The organism is uncultured Sphaerochaeta sp., from assembly GCF_963676625.2.
Classification (GTDB): domain Bacteria; phylum Spirochaetota; class Spirochaetia; order Sphaerochaetales; family Sphaerochaetaceae; genus Sphaerochaeta.
In genome coordinates this window covers 63,411-80,923 of the sequence record NZ_CAXXYB010000008.1, presented here as the reverse complement: position 1 = coordinate 80,923, position 17,513 = coordinate 63,411, and the positions used below count along the sequence as shown (strand labels likewise).

The window sequence follows — 17,513 nt, the reverse complement described above, 5'->3', positions numbered from 1 at the left end:
ATGTAATCGTTTACATTACGGTAAGTATTACATGTTACGCACTGATTTGCAACTTGTTTTTTATTGATTGACAACGAACAGAGGAGAAAAAAATGCTAAAGAACATTCCTTCGATTATCAGCCCGGAGCTGTTGAAAGTGCTAATGGAGATGGGTCATGGGGATGAATTGGTCATCGGCGACGGAAACTTTCCTGCTGCCTCCACCAACGAAAGAGTCATTCGGCTTGACGGCCATGGGGTTCCAGAAATTTTCTCGGCAATACTGAGTCTATTTCCCTTGGATAAATACACCGACAATGCCTTTCTCATGGAGAAGGTACCCGGGGATGCAGTCGAGACTCCTATTTGGAAAGAGTATGAGAAACTCGCAAAAGAGGGAGATCCGAACTTCAAGGGATTCAAATTCATTGAGCGGTATGCCTTCTATGATCGGGCAAGAAAATCTTATGCAATCGTTGCAACGGGAGAAACTGCCCTCTATGCCAATATTCTCATCAAGAAGGGCGTAGTACTCTAGGCCTGGGACTGACTGGTCCAGATTCGCTTGTATTGCCGCGGGCTCATGGCCATTACTTTTCTGAATTGCCTTGCAAAGTAATTTCCATCACAAAAGCCCGTGGCCTCGGAAATTTCCTCCATGGTCAACTTGCTTGTCTGGATAAGGGAACAGGCAAATTTGACTCGTCTACGTATATGAAACTCGATAGGGGACCATCCGGTGGTTGCCTGGAAATAGCGGTTGAGGGTACTTGTACTCATATTGGCCCTGGAGGCAAGCTCTTGCAGGGAGATCGGTCTATTGAGGTTTTGCTCGAGAAACGTAATAAGCTTCGATATCCTTTGATTTCCGATGCATTTTGTTTTCTCTACTGTTGCCTGATGGGAACGGGAGAGCATGACGATCAATTGCAACAAATTTGCATAAATCATGGTTGCGGTTCCCTTGCCGAATACCATACCTTCCGTTTCCTTTTTGATTTTCCCGATCAAGGTCAAGGCCGCCTCTTGTTGGGAAGTCGTGAGTCGGAGAATCGGCAAGGAATTCTTGACATGAAGCACCAGGGATTTGAAACCGGCAATCTCAGAAAGATCAACCATGCTTTCTGATAGGACTTCCTTCCCGATTAAAATATTATAAAGGATCAGATTGTCCACATCTTCATATCCATGTTCGAAATGAGGCCGAATGAGGAATGCCATTCCTGCTGAAATTGGTTGTTTTTCATTCTTGGTAATATGATTTCCTGTTCCTGAAAGGACGATCACCAGTTCGAAAAACTCATGACTATGTAAGGAATAGGGTATCTCTGGATCTCTTTTGATTACCTTGACCCGGAATCCTTGGTCATGAAAGAAGGTGCGTTCACTCAATATTCTGTATGACATGATAAAATTGTGCTAGTAATTGATTATTCTGTCAAGGCAGAATTTGGAATTAGTGGCAAACTATAGATAGAATATGCATGGATAAGGGGATTCTTTATGACAGATTATGAAATTGCCAAAAAGGCATATGCAAAATATGGTGTAGATACGGATTCTGTTTTGCAGGAACTTGCAGAAGTACCTATTTCGATTCATTGCTGGCAAGGTGATGATGTAGGTGGATTTGAGAAGCCTGACTCTGCTTTGGCAGGGGGGGGCATCCAAGCTACCGGACGTTATCCTGGAAAAGCAAAGACCGTGGCTCAGCTACGCCAGGATCTTGAAGAGGTCTTTTCGTTGGTGCCAGGGACAAATCGAGTAAATCTTCATGCAAGCTATGGTGAATTTGGTGGTACCTTTGTTGAACGTGATCAGATTGAAGAAAAATACTATAAAGGCTGGGTTTCGTGGGCCAGAGAAAATAATGTCAAGTTGGACTTTAATGGTACCTTTTTTAGCCATCCTCTTGCTGATGATGGTTTTACCTTGGCAAGCAAGGATGAAAAAATACGCCAGTTCTGGCTTGAACATGAGAAACGTTGTCGCAGGATAGCCGCCTGGATAGGTCGTGAGCAGGGAAGTCCCTGCATTCTCGATACCTGGATTCCCGATGGAATGAAAAATCTGGCTGTTGATAAATTCGGCTATCGGTCCATTCTCAAGGAGTCCCTGGATGAAATTTTCGAAACTGAATATCCTGCTGACCAGATGCGGGATGCCTTGGAAACCAAGCTTTTTGGAATTGGGAGCGAAGCCTTTGTCGTTGGTTCCCATGAGTTTTACATGAATTATGCTGCGCGCAACCATAAGATGCTTTGTCTTGATATGGGTCACTTCCATACTGAAGAGGATATTTCGGACAAATTATCGGCAATCCTTCTCTTTGATGATGAGATTCTGCTACATGTAAGTCGTCCAATGCACTGGGATAGTGACCATGTAGTTTTGTTCAACGATAAAATAAAAATGGTAGCCGAGGAATTGGTAAGAAGCGGAAAACTTTCCCAAGCTCATATCGGAATGGACTTTTTTGATGCTTCCATCAATAGGATCGGGGCTTGGGTAACTGGAGTGAGGGCAATGCGAAAAGCCTTGCTGTTTGCTTTGCTTGAACCCATCAACTTGCTCATTCGCTATGAAGAGACAGGAAATGGGTATGCCCAGATGGCCTTGCTGGAACAGCAGGCTGTAATGCCCTTTGGCTATGTTTGGGATGAATTTTGCAGGAGAAACGGTGCTCCGCTGGAAAGCGAACTTATCGAACTTGTAGCTGGTTATGAGAAGGAAGTGTTGGGGGAACGGGAATGAGTCTTGAGAAACTGATAGAAACCTCACGTCGCTATGGAAGCGATACGGGCATGGTCCTTTTGGGAGGCGGTAATACCTCTTTCAAGGATGGTAATATCATGTATGTGAAAGCCTCGGGGCATAAGCTGGGTTCCATAGGGCCTCAGGGATTTGTCCGGATGGATCTTGAAAAGTTGGCCCAAATCTGGGCCAAGGTGTATTCACCTGATGATGAGCAACGGGAGGATCAGGTTCTCAAGGATCTGATGGCCTGCAGGCTCCCTGGCGAAGATGCCAGGCCCTCCGTGGAAGCCTTGTTGCACGCAATTATTCCATTCGCGTATGTAGTACACCTGCATCCAGCCTTGGTGAATGGGATTACTTGTTCCCAAAAAGGGAAAGAGACCATCAAGCGGATGTTTCCCCAAGCTTTGTGGGTACCCTTGGTAAAGCCCGGGTATATCCTGGCCGAGACTGTAAGAAACGCCATGAACCGAAAAAAGGAAAAAGGCGAAAACCCTGTACATATCATCTTTTTGCAGAACCATGGAATTTTTGTCGGTGCCGACACTCTACAAGAGATTGATCAAATGTATAAGGACGTCTTTGATTCCATTGAAAAGGAAGTGAAACGAAAACCAGATTTCACCTCTGTCGATATGGATGCCGAAAGAATGCAAGAAGTGACAAGGAGCTTGTCAGAGGTTTGTTCAGAACCTGTTGTTGCTGCCATGAACAAGGAATTTGCACGTATCCTATCCGATGAGAGCTCTTTTGCTTCTGTTTCCTCTGCCTATACCCCAGACCATATTGTCTATAGCGGTTTCAAACCACTTTGGGTCAGTCATGAACGTGGGTCCGATAGTTTGGGCTCTTCTGTCAAAACGGCATTTTCCTTGTACGCAAAAGAGAATGGAAAGGATCCAAAGATTGTCTGTGTACAAAATCTTGGGGTATTTGCACTTGGAAATAATGCACTGGCCCTGTTCTTCGATACGGTTTCGGTCAGTGTCTATAGCGAGAGTTTTGGTGGACCTCAGTTCATGGATACCGCGATGATTGATTTTATCAGGACCTGGGAGGTTGAGAAGTATAGAAGTTCATTGGCTACCAAATAAGGATGTAATGGAGGTTCTTCCTTATTAGAAAGGCTGTTTTGCCCGGACGTCCGGGTTTGCAGATAGATTCCGGAATATCCGGAAAACAGACAAAAGGAGTTTGTGATGAAAAAAGTGTTGTTGGCAATGCTTATCGCTACGATGGTTTTGGGCATGGGTTTTGCCCAAGGGACAAAGGACGAGGCTGCCGTAAAAGGTGAAAAACAAATCGTCATCCTTTGCAAGAGCATGGGAAATGGGTTCTTTGATGCAGTATTCAAGGGAAGCCAAGAGGCTGTAGGGGAAATCGGTGGAATGAAGACCACCTATATGGCTCCCTCACAGGCAACTGCCGAAGGCCAGATTGAGATCATTGAATCCTTGATCGCCCAGAGAGTTGATGGAATCGCAATTTCCGCAAATGATGCAGATGCCCTTATTCCTGTTGCCAAGAAAGCTATGGCCGCTGGTATCAAGGTGATTTCCTTTGATTCAGGCATCAATGTAGGTGGTCGTATCGTCGACCTTCTGCCCAGCAATGCTGAATTGATCGGACGCCAGCAGATTCAACTTGCCGCGGAACTTACCGGCATGAAAGGTGATATCGCTGTTCTTTCTGCCTCCGCCCAGGCAACGAACCAGAACCTCTGGATCAATTGGATGAAGGAAGAGATCAAGGATCCTAAATATGCAAACATGAAGCTTGTTGAAGTAGTCTATGGCGATGATGCTCCGGACAAGAGCTATCGTGAAGCAACATCCTTGATGAAAAAATATCCTAATCTCAAAGCCATCATCTGTCCGACCACTGTTGGTCTTCTTGCAACGGCCCAGGCTGTCAAGGATGCTAAAATGACTGGAAAGGTAGAGGTTACCGGTCTTGGTCTTCCTTCCGAAATGAAGGGCTATATCCTGGACGGAACTTGTCGTGAAATGGCTCTTTGGAACCCGATTGACCTTGGTTATACTTCCACGTATATCCTCTCTGCCCTCATTAATGGAACCTCCAAGGGCTCTGTCGGTGAAGTCATTCCTGCCGGACGCATGAAATCCGTAAAGGTCGAGAAAGACGGACTCATCTACATGAGCACCCCGTATGTATTCAACAAAGACAATATTGAACAGTACGCAGCGATTTTCTAGGTGTAATAGGCTCCCGCCCGATCAAGAGGACGGGGGCCGTTTTCTGTCTTGGCATTTTTGCGGTTATTCAAGGAGGCACGATGCGACAGGCATTGTTGGAAGTTCATGACCTTACCATGATTTTTCCCGGGATCAGAGCTCTGGACGATGTTCATCTGACAGTCAGGAGCGGTGAGGTCCATGCCCTTATCGGGGAAAATGGAGCGGGAAAATCCACATTGGTAAAAATATTGACCGGGGTATATATACCTACGGAAGGAACAATAGTCCTCGATGGCAAGGAAATTGCATTCAAGAATGCAATCGAGGCCCAGGAAGCAGGAATTGTCGCAATTCATCAGGAAGCCTCAATGTTTCCTGAACTCAGTGTCACAGAAAATATATTCATGGGTCATCATCTACGAAATGAGCGGACCCATAAGCTTGATTGGAAACAGATGACGGAAAATACCCGCCAGCTGCTTTCCCAGATGCAATTGGATATAGACCCTGATACATTGGTCAAGAATCTCAGTGTAGCCAAACGCCACATGGTGGAGATATCCAAGGCTCTTTCGCTTGATGCAAAGTTGGTGATAATGGACGAACCGACTTCAGCCCTAACTGGCCGAGAAGTTGAGGATCTGTTCAGAATTGTCCGGGATTTGAAAGCTAAAGGTAAAGCCATTCTTTTCATTTCCCATAAATTTGAAGAAATCTTCGAAATCTGTGATTATTTTACGGTATTGCGAGATGGCCAATATATCGGAGAAGGTTTTGTAAAGGATAGCAAGGAAGACGATATCATCAATATGATGATCGGTCGAAGTATCGACCAGATGTATCCCCAACATAATGCCAATATAGGCGATACTATTCTCAAGGTTTCGAAGCTCTCCCAGATAGGAGCATTCAAGGATATTTCCTTTGAGCTTCATAAAGGTGAGATACTCGGCCTCTTTGGACTCGTGGGAGCAGGCCGGACCGAAGTGGTGAGAACTATATTTGGTATAGACGAAGCCTCAGGCGGCGTCATGGAGATCGAGGGAATGAGCTATTCTCCGAGAAATCCTCAGGATGCCATGGCCAAGGGTATTGCCCTGGTTCCCGAAGATCGGCAAAAACAAGGGCTGGTCTTGAAGATGTCCCTGACTCATAATATTTCGCTACCTGTCATCAGTTCATTGAGCTGGAAAAAGTTTGTCTCGAAAAAGCATGCCGAACAAGTCTATGTGCAGAAGCATGGAAATCAGATGGAAATCAAATCCGCTGGCTATTTTGTTGACGCAGATACCCTTTCGGGGGGTAATCAGCAGAAAGTGGTTCTTGCCAAATGGTTGGGTACAGAGCCCAGCATATTGATCCTCGATGAACCTACCAAGGGCATTGATGTGGCCACCAAGGCCGCGGTGCACGAGTTTGTCTGTGAAATGGCAAGTCGCGGGGTGGCTGTCATCCTGATTTCCTCGGAATTGCCTGAGGTCATTGGTATGGCTGATCGGGTACTTGTCATGCATGAGGGATTGCAAACCGCCATCATTGAGAAAAAGGATATCACCGCTGAGAACGTAATGCGATCGGCCATCGGAAATATCCAGACGGAGGAATCCCATGCAAGACAATAGTTTCAGTGCCTTTTTGAAAAAATCCTTTGCCAGGCGTGAGTCCTCCCTGCTTATCTTGTTGATATTGTTGCTGGTGCCGATAACCGTGCGGTCCCCACAATTTATATCAATGAAGAATATCAGCACGATACTTAATGATATGGCCATCCTGGTCATTGTTTCCATAGGTGAGTTCTATGTAATACTCTCCAATGGCATCGATCTGTCTGTTGGTTCAGTCATTGCCTTTACCGGAATGGCTTGTGGCATGCTCAATGAAGCACATCCTGAGTTGCCTGCCCCGTTGCTTTTAGTCGTAGGTATTGGCATAGGTGCCATTTTGGGCCTCTTTAATGGAGTTCTTGTAGCCTATGGAAAGATTCCTCCCATCATTACCACCTTGGGGACGGTCAGTATCTATCGTGGAATGACCTTCTTATTAAGCGGAGGAACGTGGGTAACTGCCTATGAAATGACCGATTCGTATATAGCTCTTCCCCGTACGACTTTTCTTGGAATCTCTGTTTTACTCTGGATAGCCTTTGCCGTGATTGCCTTATTCTACTATTTCAGTCGATATACCAGAACCGGACGAGAGGTCTACGCCATCGGGGGGAATCCCAATGCCGCTAAATTTGTAGGAGTGAATGAAAGCCGGGTCCGTTTGGTCGTCTTCTTGATCAGCGGTAGCCTCAGTGGTCTTGCTGGTTCTCTCTGGACCGCTCGGTATGCCTCGGCTGTCAATGAGATGGCCACAGGGTTTGAGATGCAGGCGGTAGCAGCCTGTGTGCTCGGAGGGGTCAACTTTGCAGGAGGTGCCGGAGGAATCGTGGGGGTGGCAATAGGTACGTTATTCCTTGGAGTCATTACCAACGCCCTTCCTGTCATCTATCTCTCTGTATTCTGGCAAACGTGTGTCCAGGGTTTGATCGTCTTGTTCGCTTTGGCTATGAATACGATTTCCGACCAACGAAAAAACAGGAAGCTGCTTGCGCAGAGAAGAGGTTAGCAGAATGAATGAAGGTAAAAAACTTGGGTCGGAAGGCCGTTTGATACATGAAGGATCCATCAAGAACCGATTGATAGATATCTTTACCCGATGGGAAGTGTTGCTCTGCATCATCTTTTTTGTACTGGTTGTTTTTTTCTCCAATATGACACCGTACTTCTGGGATGGGTTCAATCTCATGAATGCAACCTTCCAGTTTTCTGAGAAGGCTCTACTGGCTCTTCCCATGATTTTCATTATCATGTGCGGGGATATCGATATCTCGATAGCCTCCATAGTGGCCTTGAGTGGCTTTGTCGTCGGAACTGCAGCGGAAAAGGGCGCAAACATCCCTACCTTGCTCATCCTGGCCCTTTTGGTAGGAACCTTGGCCGGTTTGATAAATGGCTTGCTCATAACTGGTTTGGAGATGCCCGCGATTGCGGTTACCCTTGCAACCCAGAATATCTATCGTGGCATACCCACGGGACTTTTGGGGGAACATGCCTGCACGAAGTACCCTCAGGGTTTTGGTTTTTTTGGCCAGGAATTCATCCCTGGTACGGTCATTCCCTTTGAATTTGTCCTGTATTTGTTTTTTGCCGCAATCTTTGCCTTTGTGCTGCATAAGACAACTTATGGACGGAGACTCTATGCAATCGGCAATAGTTGTGAAAGTGCAAGATTCTCGGGAATCAACGTGAAGCGAATCAGGGTAATCAATTTTACTCTCACTGGTCTCTTTTGTGGTCTTGGTGGATTTCTGCTTGCCTCGAGAATTCTTTCGGTCAGATCGAACATTGCCACTGGCTGGGATATGGAGATCATTACCCTGGTAGTTTTGGGTGGTGTCTCGATTACCGGAGGCAAAGGTTCTGTCTTTGGTGTCATCATAGGTTCCCTGTTGGTAGGGTATCTCAAGTTTGGTATGGGCCTGTTGAAGTTCTCGGGCACTGTCATGACAATCGTGGTTGGTTCCTTGCTTATCATTGCTGTCTTGTTGCCAAGGCTCTTGGACCTATATAAGGCAAACAGGAAATTGAGGCTGCAACAGCATCATAAACTCGAGGAGATTTGAAATGGAGCAACGTCTGGCTTTTGTAATGAAGTTGAAAAAAGGATTTGAAAAAGAATACCAACGTCGGCATGCTGCCATTTGGCCTGAACTGAAAGCACTGCTTTCGCATAGTGGGGTATTCGACTATTCCATATTCCTTGACAAAAAGACGCTCAATCTCTTTGCCTTTCAGAAAATATCGGGCGAGGGAGGATCCCAGGATCTTGCCCTTGACCCTATTGTGCAACGTTGGTGGACTTATATGGCGGATATCATGGAGACAAATCCAGATAATTCGCCTGTATCCATTCCTCTGGAAGAAGTCTTTCATATGGATTGAAATGGATTTTTGCTTTCATTTCTACTTGATTTAATGCGATAAAGATAATACAATCGAAAGCGTTTAGAAAGTTAAATGAAAGCAGGAGTGATACATGGTAGGGATTTCTTCCAGGGAAGAACAGATTCTTGAACTGCTGAGAAGCGGTGAAGAGTACCCTGTAACCCGATTGAGCAAGGTGTTGGGGGTATCGGCAGTCACCATTCGTGGTGATTTGCGTGATCTCGATGCAAAAGGGCTGGTGGTGCGTTCCCACGGGAGTGTCGTTGCAGCCTCTTGTCCCCAATCTTCTTTACGTGATGCCTCCCATACCCAGGAAAAGGAACTGATTGCAAAAGCAGCCGCCTCCTTGGTTGGCGATGGTGATTGCATCATGATTACCAACGGTTCAACCTGTTCCCTGATTGCCCGCTATCTCTTCGGGCTCAAGAATGTAAAAGTCGTAACCAATTCAACGCTCTTGCTTCCCTATGGCCGTGCCAATACCGGTTTGGATATAACAATAGTGGGTGGTGAATACAGATCTCAGGCGGAAGCTTTGGTCGGGCCTGCGGCAATTGCCCAGATAGAAGCCTATCATGTTTCCATTACATTTTTCGGTACCGATGGCATTACCATGGAACATGGGCTGACGACAGCTTTGATTGAAAACGCCCAAGTTGTCCAGAGGATGTGTTCCCAGGCTACCAGGAGAGTTCTTTGCGTAGATTCCTCAAAGGTCGGAAACAGGGGTTTTGTCCGAATCATGCCCGTAACAGAAATAGATACCATTGTCACTGACAGTGGCTTTCCAAAGGATCTCACCCGGGAACTTGAAGAACTTGGGGTCGAGGTCATCATCGCGCAATAGAGAAAAAGGAGATCCATATGGCGCAGCAAGTAGTGATGCCAAAGCAAGGAAACTCGGTAGAGTCCTGTATCTTGGTTGAATGGAGAAAAAAAGTAGGGGAGGAGGTTTCCGTAGGGGATATCTTGTGCTCCGCCGAAACTGATAAGTCGACCATTGATGTTGAATCGACTGCCGAGGGAACGATTCTTGCACTTCTGTATGCTGAGGGCGATGATGTCCCTGTAATGGTACCCATTGCGCTTGTAGGGGAAAAAGGGGAAAAGGTCGAAATTCCAGTTGACGGTGCAAAAGAGCAGGACACTACGGAAGTTGAAGGTTCTTCTGCTCCTGTCTCCTCTGCTTCCACAGAATCTTTGGCAGACCAGAAGGTGGGAACAGTCGCTTCTGATGGGAAGCAGATCAGTCCCAGGGCCCGAAATCTTGCTCAAAAAAAAGGGATCAATATTGAAACCCTTGGTGCGACGGGCCCCAAGCACAGGATTATCGAACGCGATGTAATCGCCTATGAGGGCAAGCCCCTCAGTCCGGCGGCCAAGGCAGTCTCCCTGTCTGAAGGTCTGGTTCCTCCCCTTTTTGGTAATGGTATCGGAGGCAGGGTCTTGGTTTCTGATCTGACGGCAACCAACAAAGAAGATACTTTTGCCTCTGCTGTTGCACAACCTGTCCTGGATGCTTCTTTCCCTGGACCCATAACCAAGATTCCTGTAAAAGGCATTCGAAAGGTTACTGCCAGAAGAATGATGGAATCGATGCACGGGACTTGTCAGTTAACACTCAATGCCTTTGCCGATGCCAGGGCAATGAAGAGTTTGCGCGCTTCGTTCAAGGCAAGCAAGCCTGAACTCGGTGTCAACGGAATCACTCTCAATGATCTGGTACTTTTTGCCTTGTCCCGCACTTTGGAGCAATTCCCGGCTTTCAATGCCCATTTTCTGGGAGATACCATCGTTCGGTTCGAGCAAGTTCATATAGGCATGGCAACCGATACCCCACGAGGGCTCCTTGTCCCGGTAATAAGAAATGCAGGAGCTTTGACCCTTCTGGGGATTTCCAATGAGGCAAAGAGACTTGCAGCAAAATGCAAGGAGGGAAGTGCCTCACCTGAAGAATTGACGGGAAGTACCATTACGGTGAGCAATGTCGGTTCCTTCGGAATAGAATCGTTCACCCCGGTCATCAATATTCCGGAAGTCGCCATTCTTGGGGTCGGCGGGATTTTCTTGAAACCTGTGGAAAGCAAGGATGGGACAGTGGAATTCATTCCCCATATGGGGCTTTCCCTGACGATGGACCATCAAGCGGTGGATGGCGCCGATGCCGCTCGTTTGTTGAAGACCCTTGTGGACAACATAGCTTCGATTGACATGTTGTTGGCTAAGTAGGAGGACATTTGATGTCTCAGTATGATTTGATTGTAGTTGGTTCCGGTCCTGGCGGGTATGTTGCTGCTGAACGTGCAGGTTCCCTCGGGAAAAAGGTATTGCTTATCGAAAAAGATAATCTTGGTGGTGTTTGTACCAACTGGGGGTGCATCCCTACCAAGAGCTTGCTCAATACGGCAAAACATTTTCATTATGCGACGGAAAGTACTTCCCTGGGCGTACATGTCCAGCAAGCCTCCTATTCTATTGAGGAAGCGATGGCCTGGAAGGAAAAGACAGTCAAGACCTTGCGCAGCGGGATCGAATTTCTCATGAAATCGAATAAGGTGGAGACTGCTTTTGGTGAGGCTTCGTTTGTCGATGCCCACCATGTCTCGGTCAATGGGGAGACCCATGAATGTGATCATCTGATCGTGGCAACAGGATCCTCACCCTTTGTGCCTCCCATTCCCGGTAGCAAGCTTGCACATGTGTTGACCAGCAATGAAATTCTTCAGGTATCTGAAGTACCTTCCTCTCTGGTGATAATCGGAGGAGGGGTCATCGGGGTGGAATTTGCCTCTTACTTCTCGATGATCGGGACAAAAGTCACCGTAATAGAGATGATGGATGAGATTCTTCCCATGATGGATGGCGAATTTGCCAAGTTGATGCGTCGAGAAATGAAAGGGGTCGACTTTCACCTTGGGTGCAAAGTCGGTGAGATTACCGAGAAGGAAGTCCGCTATACCGATGCAAAGGGAAATGCCAAGGCAATAGAAGCTTCCTTGGTCCTCATGAGTGTCGGAAGACGTCCGAATATCGCCGGAATGGAAAATCTCAAGCTCGATATCGATCGCAGGGGGATTTTGGTAAACGACAGGATGCAGACCAATATTTCCACTATTTATGCAATTGGGGATGTCAATGGACGTTCCTTGCTTGCCCATAGTGCCTCAAGAATGGCTGAAGTGGCCATCTCGAACATCTATGGCACTACCAAACAAAAAATGCGTTACAACGCTGTTCCTTGGGCCGTCTACGGAAGTCCTGAAGCCGCTGGGTGCGGGCTTACCGAAAGTGAAGTTGCCAAACAGGGACGGGAAGTTGCGTGTGCAACGGTCCAGATGCGATCCAACGGCAGATTCCTTGCAGAACAGGGCAAGCGAGCCGGAGGGTTGGTGAAGGTCGTCTCTGATGCAAAGACTGGGTGTATCTTGGGAATCCATCTGCTCGGACCATACAGCAGTGAGATGATCTGGGGTGCTTCCGCTCTCATAGAATCCGAATTGCGGGTGCAGGAAGTAAAGGAAATTATATTTCCCCATCCCAGCGTCTCGGAATTGATCAAGGATGCCTGTTTCGCAATCGACCATAGCATTTAGGAATAAAACAAAAGGAGTTTGCAATATGTCCAGAACGCTTTCTTTCGATCCCGCAACCTTACGTGGGAGACAGATGATTTCCACACCGTCAATCCCGGTTAACCAATACGAGGGTGACATTAAAAAAGAACTGAAACTATATGGCAAGGACCGTTTGGTACGTGCCTATTATGACATGCTCTTGATCAGGAAATTCGAGACAATGCTCGATACCATCAAGAAGGAAGGGGTCTATCAGGGAATTCAATATAATCATAAGGGGCCTGCCCATCTTTCTGCCGGCCAGGAGTCGGCGGCGGTAGGGCAGTCGATGGTACTCAATCCCGAGGACCAGATATTCGGTTCCCACCGAAGTCATGGGGAAATCCTGGCAAAGTGTATGTCCGCCATCTGGAAGATGAACGACAACGACCTGATGGAGGTTATGGAAAATTTCATGGGTGGCGATACCTTCAAGGTTGTCGAGAAACACCATCAGGGAAAAAATGTTCGCGACCTTGCCGAGAACTTTGTCCTATATGGTGCCCTAGCGGAAATATATGCCAAGAAAACAGGGTTTTCCCGTGGTCTCGGTGGTTCCATGCATACGTTCTTTGAGCCGTTCGGGAGCATGCCCAACAATGCCATCGTCGGTGGGTCCTGTACCATTGCCGTCGGTGCGGCCCTCTTCAAGAAAATAAACCGGAAAAAGGGTATCGTCATTGCCAATATCGGCGATGGTGCCATGGCCCGGGGGCCTGTCTGGGAAGGTTTGGTGCTTTCTTCCATGGACCAATACAATACGCTTTGGGAGGAAAACAAGGGGTATCCCCCATTCCTGCTCAACTGCTTTGATAACTTCTATGCTATGGGTGGACAACCTATCGGGGAAACCATGGGGTATGGACTCCCTGCCCGGGTTGCCTGCGGCATCAATGCCGAATCGATGCATACCGAACGGGTCGATGGTTTCAATCCTTTGGCAGTAGCTGATGCCACTGGCAGAAAGAAGGCTTTGTTGGAACAAGGAAAGGGACCTGCTTTCCTCGATACCATTACCTATCGTTTCAGTGGACACAGTCCCTCCGATGCAATGACGTACCGGACCAAGGAAGAGCTTGAGGCCTTCAAGGCCCAGGATCCGATAGATACCTATGCAGCCTACCTGTTGGAAAACAAACTTGTCACCAAGACCGATCTTGAGGGCTTTGACTCGATTCTTGAAGAAAAGATGCGCAAGACCATGTCTGTTACCGTCGATCCTTCACTGAGTCCTATGGTCGGACCTTCCTTCGTGGAATCGGTGATGTTCTCCAACCAGACAGTCGAAAAGTTTGATGACAGAAAGCCTGAGTTGTTGCAGAATCTTGAGGATAACCTCCGAGTGAAGCAAATTGCCCAGAGAAATCGATATGCCTACGACGAGGAGGGAAAACCCTATCCTTCGGCCAGGCAATATCAATACAGGGATGCAATTTTCGAAGCTATGGCACACCGGTTTGTCATCGATCCTACCATGATTGCCTATGGTGAGGATCATCGGGATTGGGGCGGAGCCTTTGCTTGTTATCGTGGTCTGACCGAATTGCTTCCTCCTTCCCGTTTCTTTAACTCTCCGATAGCCGAATCCTCGATCGTGGGAAGCGGCGTCGGGTATGCGCTCAGTGGTGGACGTGCCGTGGTGGAACTCATGTATTGCGATTTCCTTGGTTGCGCCGGGGACGAGGTGTTCAACCAGATGCCCAAGTGGCAGGCCATGAGTGCCGGTGTGTTGAAAATGCCTTTGGTCCTACGCGTTTCCGTCGGAAATAAGTACGGGGCCCAGCATTCACAGGAATGGACAAGTATGGTCGCTTCGGTCCCTGGCCTGAAAGCCATGTACCCGGCGACTCCCTATGATGCCAAGGGACTGCTAAACTATGCCTTGCGCGGAACTGATCCGGTGGTGTTCTTTGAAAGCCAGAAACTCTATGGCATAGGGGAACAATTTGTGAAGGAAGGGGTTCCCGAAGGGTATTATGAAATACCGGAAGGAGAACCTTGCATAAAGAGAGAGGGGGATGCCATTACCCTGATTTCCCTCGGACCTGCCTTGTATACGGCTCTTGGTGCAGCCGATAAGCTGGAGAAGGATTTTGGCATGAAGGCAGAGGTGATAGACTTGCGGTGGATCAATCCACTGAAGTATGAGACCTTGGTAGCTTCCCTTGCCAAGACCGGTAGAGGCGTCTTGGTTACTGATAGTGCCGAACGTGGCAGTTACATGCATACAGTGGCTTCGAATCTCAATCGTCTTGCCTTTGATTCCCTTGATGCTCCATTGGTGGTTGTCGGTTCGAAAAACTGGATTACGCCTCCAGCTGAAATGGAAGAGTATTACTTTGCCCAGGCCAGTTCGGTTATTGATGCGATCCACGAACAGATACTTCCTTTGCCGGGGTATGTTCCCGTTCATAATTACACTGACGGAGAATTCCTCAAGACAAGCCGAGAGGGTGTATAATCGACAGAGAAGAGGTGTCCATGGATATTCAGGATTTGGAACTTGCAATAAATGATTCGGATAAGTTGACCCGTATGGAAGCGAGCCTTGATCTAGGGGCGAAGATAACCAAAGGAGATCTTGTCCAAAAGAGACTGGAAGAGGTGAACAACCACGTGCATACCACGTGGTCGTTCAGCCCCTATGAACCTGCTGCCGCAGCTTTTCAGGCCTGGAAGGCAGGATTGGGGATAGTCGGTAGTATCGACCATGACAGCATCGGGGCCGCACAAGAAATGCTTGACAGTGCACAAAACCTTGGCATTGCAAGTACCGTGGGTTTTGAGCTTAGGGTAAGTTTTCTCGATACCCCTCTTGGAGACAGGAAGATCAATAATCCTGATTCCAAGGGAATTGCCTATATGTGTGTCCATGGGGTTCCCCGACAAAAAATTGGCAAAGTGGAAGAATTTCTGAAGCCTGTGCATATCGAACGGAATAAACGGAACAAGGCTCAGGTAGAAGCCTTGCAGGCTTTGGTCGGTACGTATGGCTATGACTTGGATTTTGAACGTACTGTCGTACCCCTTTCCCATTCAGCTGAAGGTGGATCGATAACCGAGCGTCATATCCTCTATGCAATGGCCTTGCAAACCATTGATATGTTTGGCAAAGGGGAGAAGCTTGTCAGATTCCTGGAAAAGGATTTGAAAGTGCCTCTCTCGCCGACTATTTCCGGATTTCTGCTTGATGAATACAATCCTCATTATGCCTATGACCTCTTGGGCGTGTTGAAGGGGAATTTCCTTCCGCGATTCTTTATCCAACCTGCGGTTTCGGAATGCATCGATGTCCGAAAGGTCGTTGGTTTCGGGAAGAGCATAGGGGCAATCCCTGCTTATGCCTATCTAGGTGATGTGGCACAGAGTGTTACCGGCGACAAGAAGAGTGAATATTTTGAGGATGGATATCTTGATGAACTCTTCGATCTTCTTTCTGATATCGGGTTCCCTGCCGTTACCTACATGCCCCCGCGCAATACCGTCGAGCAGATGCAACGTCTTCAAACCCTTGCAAAAAACCGTGGCATGATGGAGATCAGCGGGGTGGATATCAACAGTTCCCGACAGAGTTTCAACTGTCCTGAGTTGCTTGGTCCCTGTTGCCATCATCTTGTCGATTCCGCCTGGGCTTTGGTAGCCCACGAGAAATTATCCACTTGCGACGAGAACCTGGGTCTTTTTTCAAAAAAGAATCCTCTTGCCACTCTTTCCTTGGAACAACGCATTGAGAGATATGCAAAACTTGGACGAAAGATGGATCCCCGTCATCCTTTGGATAGTATTCAATTTTTTGATTAGGAGTGATATATGGCTACTTTTTCACAGAACATTTCCACTGAAATTCCCGTGGTAATACGCGGTTTGACCTTTGATGGGGAAAAAGGGCTTTTTGTCCATTCCCATACAGAAAAACAAGCCGATATAGTTTTTGCCCCCGTAAAAATCGGTGATGATATAGAAACTATTTCGAAGGTATGGAAACACCAATTCACTGAGTATTGTGATTCACATAAGGTATATCCGGCTATCATTGGAGTTGAGGGACAACCTTTTGTCTTTGGACTTGGTACTAATTATGATGAAGCTTTCCGCTCTGAAGGGGTTTCTGCAATTCCTGTTTTGCCTCCTTCCAGGAGCAGAAGCGATGTTGTCCGTGATAAGATTGCCTTGGTTACTGGTGGAGCCCAGGGGTTTGGCGAAGGCATAGTCCGTTCCCTTTCCGAGTTGGGCTCTTTCGTCTACATTGCCGATATGAATGTACAGGGTGCCAAGCAGCTTGCCGACAGTCTGAATTATGAGGCTTGCATCACGGTAGCGAAAGCCTTGGAAGTGAATGTCACCGACGAGGATTCGGTCAAGGCGATGCTTGAAGAGGTTTCGCAGGAAACAGGTGGCTTGGATTTGTTTGTCAGCAATGCCGGAGTCTTGCGTGCGGGGTCAGTGAAGACCCTGAGCCTGAAGGATTTCCAGTTTGTCACCAGCGTTGATTATACAGGCTTCTTTATTTGCAGCAAATTTGCCGCCAATCTCCTAGCTCTCCAAAATATTCCCTCCAAACAGTATTTTACCGATTTGATCGCCATCAGCAGTAAGTCGGGTTTGCAGGGATCGAACAAGAATGGAGCCTACGCAGGGGCCAAGTTCGGAACGCTTGGACTGACGCAGAGTTTTGCCTTGGAACTTGTCGAGGACAATATCAAGGTAAATGCTGTATGTCCGGGGAATTTTTTGGATGGTCCCCTATGGTCGGACCCTGATAGGGGTTTGTTTGTCCAGTATCTTGCCGCTGGGAAGGTTCCCGGAGCCAAGACAGTGGAAGATGTAAGAAGATTCTATGAATCGAAGGTTCCCATGAACAGGGGATGTAGGACAGAGGATGTCATACGGGCAATTTGCTATATCGTCGAACAAAAATATGAAACAGGTCAGGCCATCCCCGTTACCGGTGGACAGGTTATGCTTAACTAGGAGG

15 protein-coding genes are annotated in these 17,513 nt (G+C 47.5%); 14 read left to right on the top strand and 1 reads right to left on the bottom strand.

The window, feature by feature from the left end:
• Positions 1 to 92 precede the first annotated feature (92 nt).
• A complete protein-coding gene (fucU, locus tag ACHZBG_RS10980) occupies positions 93 to 518 on the top strand; it encodes an L-fucose mutarotase (protein WP_320129500.1) in 426 nt (141 codons plus the stop codon).
• Here fucU and ACHZBG_RS10975 read toward each other — a convergent pair.
• Positions 515 to 1,387 carry a helix-turn-helix domain-containing protein gene (locus ACHZBG_RS10975; RefSeq protein ID WP_320129499.1) on the bottom strand — a complete coding sequence of 291 codons (873 nt, stop codon included), beginning with the start codon at positions 1,385 to 1,387 and terminating at the stop codon, positions 515 to 517. The genes fucU and ACHZBG_RS10975 overlap by 4 nt on opposite strands.
• Before the next feature lie 96 nt (positions 1,388 to 1,483).
• On the opposite strand from ACHZBG_RS10975, the gene ACHZBG_RS10970 reads away from it, so the two are divergent.
• The 13 genes from ACHZBG_RS10970 (at position 1,484) to ACHZBG_RS10910 (ending at position 17,509) form a co-directional block, all read left to right on the top strand.
• A complete protein-coding gene (locus ACHZBG_RS10970; protein WP_320129498.1) occupies positions 1,484 to 2,734 on the top strand; it encodes an L-rhamnose isomerase in 1,251 nt (416 codons plus the stop codon).
• Entirely contained in the window at positions 2,731 to 3,831 is a 1,101-nt protein-coding gene (locus ACHZBG_RS10965; protein WP_320129497.1) for a class II aldolase/adducin family protein, read from the top strand. The genes ACHZBG_RS10970 and ACHZBG_RS10965 overlap by 4 nt, the downstream gene beginning before the upstream one ends.
• Positions 3,832 to 3,936: 105 nt before the next feature.
• The gene (gene rhaS, locus ACHZBG_RS10960; RefSeq protein ID WP_320129496.1) at positions 3,937 to 4,953 is read left to right on the top strand and encodes a rhamnose ABC transporter substrate-binding protein; all 1,017 of its coding nucleotides are present in this window, start codon (positions 3,937 to 3,939) and stop codon (positions 4,951 to 4,953) included.
• Between the two features lie 80 nt (positions 4,954 to 5,033).
• Complete coding sequence (locus ACHZBG_RS10955; protein ID WP_320129495.1) at positions 5,034 to 6,557, top strand: sugar ABC transporter ATP-binding protein; 1,524 nt, start codon at positions 5,034 to 5,036, stop codon at positions 6,555 to 6,557.
• Positions 6,544 to 7,545 (top strand): ABC transporter permease, encoded by a 1,002-nt coding sequence (locus ACHZBG_RS10950; RefSeq protein ID WP_320129494.1) that lies wholly within the window; start codon positions 6,544 to 6,546, stop codon positions 7,543 to 7,545. The genes ACHZBG_RS10955 and ACHZBG_RS10950 overlap by 14 nt, the downstream gene beginning before the upstream one ends.
• A 4-nt stretch (positions 7,546 to 7,549) precedes the next feature.
• Positions 7,550 to 8,602: an ABC transporter permease gene (locus ACHZBG_RS10945; protein WP_320129493.1), complete on the top strand. Its 1,053-nt coding sequence runs from the start codon at positions 7,550 to 7,552 to the stop codon at positions 8,600 to 8,602.
• A gap of 1 nt (position 8,603) precedes the next feature.
• A complete protein-coding gene (rhaM, locus tag ACHZBG_RS10940) occupies positions 8,604 to 8,921 on the top strand; it encodes an L-rhamnose mutarotase (RefSeq protein WP_320129492.1) in 318 nt (105 codons plus the stop codon).
• A gap of 94 nt (positions 8,922 to 9,015) precedes the next feature.
• Entirely contained in the window at positions 9,016 to 9,771 is a 756-nt protein-coding gene (locus ACHZBG_RS10935) for a DeoR/GlpR family DNA-binding transcription regulator (protein ID WP_320129491.1), read from the top strand.
• A 17-nt stretch (positions 9,772 to 9,788) separates the two neighbouring features.
• Complete coding sequence (locus ACHZBG_RS10930) at positions 9,789 to 11,153, top strand: dihydrolipoamide acetyltransferase family protein (protein ID WP_320129490.1); 1,365 nt, start codon at positions 9,789 to 9,791, stop codon at positions 11,151 to 11,153.
• A gap of 11 nt (positions 11,154 to 11,164) precedes the next feature.
• Complete coding sequence (gene lpdA / locus ACHZBG_RS10925; RefSeq protein ID WP_320129489.1) at positions 11,165 to 12,517, top strand: dihydrolipoyl dehydrogenase; 1,353 nt, start codon at positions 11,165 to 11,167, stop codon at positions 12,515 to 12,517.
• Between the two features lie 25 nt (positions 12,518 to 12,542).
• Positions 12,543 to 14,999 carry a thiamine pyrophosphate-dependent enzyme gene (locus tag ACHZBG_RS10920; RefSeq protein WP_320129488.1) on the top strand — a complete coding sequence of 819 codons (2,457 nt, stop codon included), beginning with the start codon at positions 12,543 to 12,545 and terminating at the stop codon, positions 14,997 to 14,999.
• A 20-nt stretch (positions 15,000 to 15,019) separates the two neighbouring features.
• The gene (locus ACHZBG_RS10915) at positions 15,020 to 16,339 is read left to right on the top strand and encodes a PHP domain-containing protein (protein WP_320129487.1); all 1,320 of its coding nucleotides are present in this window, start codon (positions 15,020 to 15,022) and stop codon (positions 16,337 to 16,339) included.
• A 9-nt stretch (positions 16,340 to 16,348) separates the two neighbouring features.
• A complete protein-coding gene (locus ACHZBG_RS10910; protein ID WP_320129486.1) occupies positions 16,349 to 17,509 on the top strand; it encodes an SDR family NAD(P)-dependent oxidoreductase in 1,161 nt (386 codons plus the stop codon).
• Positions 17,510 to 17,513: the final 4 nt, after the last annotated feature.